Origin of the sequence: Candidatus Nitrotoga sp. 1052, from assembly GCF_927312905.1 — a bacterium.
GTDB lineage: Bacteria > Pseudomonadota > Gammaproteobacteria > Burkholderiales > Gallionellaceae > Nitrotoga.
The window spans coordinates 1-1335 of the sequence record NZ_CAKMHQ010000082.1 but is presented as its reverse complement, the minus strand read 5'-3'; the positions used below and the strand labels follow the sequence as shown (position 1 = coordinate 1335).

1 protein-coding gene is annotated in these 1335 nt (G+C 53.6%); it reads left to right on the top strand.

Annotation, left to right across the window (positions count from 1 at the left end):
* The first annotated feature begins 128 nt into the window (after window positions 1-128).
* Complete coding sequence (locus tag MJ768_RS13920; RefSeq protein WP_239292574.1) at window positions 129-1322, top strand: IS4 family transposase; 1194 nt, start codon at window positions 129-131, stop codon at window positions 1320-1322.
* Window positions 1323-1335 lie beyond the last annotated feature (13 nt).

The window sequence follows — 1335 nt, the reverse complement described above, 5'->3', positions numbered from 1 at the left end:
CTGAGGTCTCCCCACAAAACCCCGTTGCATTTCAATAAACTAGGGCGTACTGTCCGCACCAAAACAGCACATGCAAGGCAGGTTATTTGTCTCTTCCGTAGCGTCCAAACTGCGAAGGAGAACCCACCATGCATGTGCTCACAATTTTACACCGCATTCTTTCCACCAGTTTTCCAGAAATCCACGCGAAACGTTTAGCCAGTTTATTGGCGGCCGTTGAGGCTGTGGTAACAGGCAGTCGGCTCACGTTAAGCGATATGGGACGTGGCCTGCACGGCCAAGTTGCAGTCAAGCACAACATCAAACGCATCGACCGCCTGCTCGGCAACAGTTCGCTACACATTGAAATACCCAAATTGTACGAGGCACTCGTTCGGCAGTGTCTGGATGGAATCTCCATGCCGCTGATCGTCATCGACTGGTCGGATTTAACACTTGATCGGAAATGGCAATTGATACGCGCCTCGGTCGCCATTGAAGGTCGCAGCATGACCCTGTATGAAGAGGTGCATCCGCAATCGAGCGCGACATCTCTGACCGTGCATCAGGCGTTTCTCACTCAGCTCGCCACCATGCTGCCGCCCGCTTGTGTGCCCATTCTGATTACTGATGCCGGTTTCCGTGGGGTATGGTTCAGATTGGTCAATCGCATGGGTTGGTACTGGATCGGCCGTATTCGCAACCGCGACATGGTCAGTCTGGCGAACAACGACACTTGGGTTGGCTGCAAAACGCTCTATGCGCGCGCCACGGGCACAGCGAAGTCGCTCGGTCAGTACAACTACGTGCGCAATCATCCGGTGCCATGCCGTCTGGTACTGATTAAGCGCATCAAACGAGATCGTCATAAGAAGAGCAAATTGGGTAAGTTGGTACATTCGAGCCGTAGCCTGAAGAATGCACGCGCTCAACGTGAGCCGTGGTTATTGGCAGTGAGTCCAAAACTCGATCATCTGAGCGCTCAAGCCGCCGTAGCCGTGTACGCCCAGCGGATGCAAATTGAAGAGTCGTTCCGCGATTTGAAGAGCGAGCGTTTCGGCTTGGGATTCTCTGCTAACCGATCCACACAAAAAGATCGCTTGGGGGTGTTGCTGCTGGTCGCATGTCTTGCCTCGTTCGTATTGCGCTTGATCGGTGAGGTTGGTAAAACACGACAGATGGAATTTCAATTCCAGAGCAACACGCGGCGGTCACGCCCAGTGCTCTCTGTTATTTCACTAGCGTTGCAGCTGGTACAGCATGGGATGGCTGCATTCCCGCCGTGCGAGTTTCGCGAAGCTCTTGAGTCCTTGCGGTATGATCATCCTGTGCTGCAACTTTGAGGGGAGACCTCAG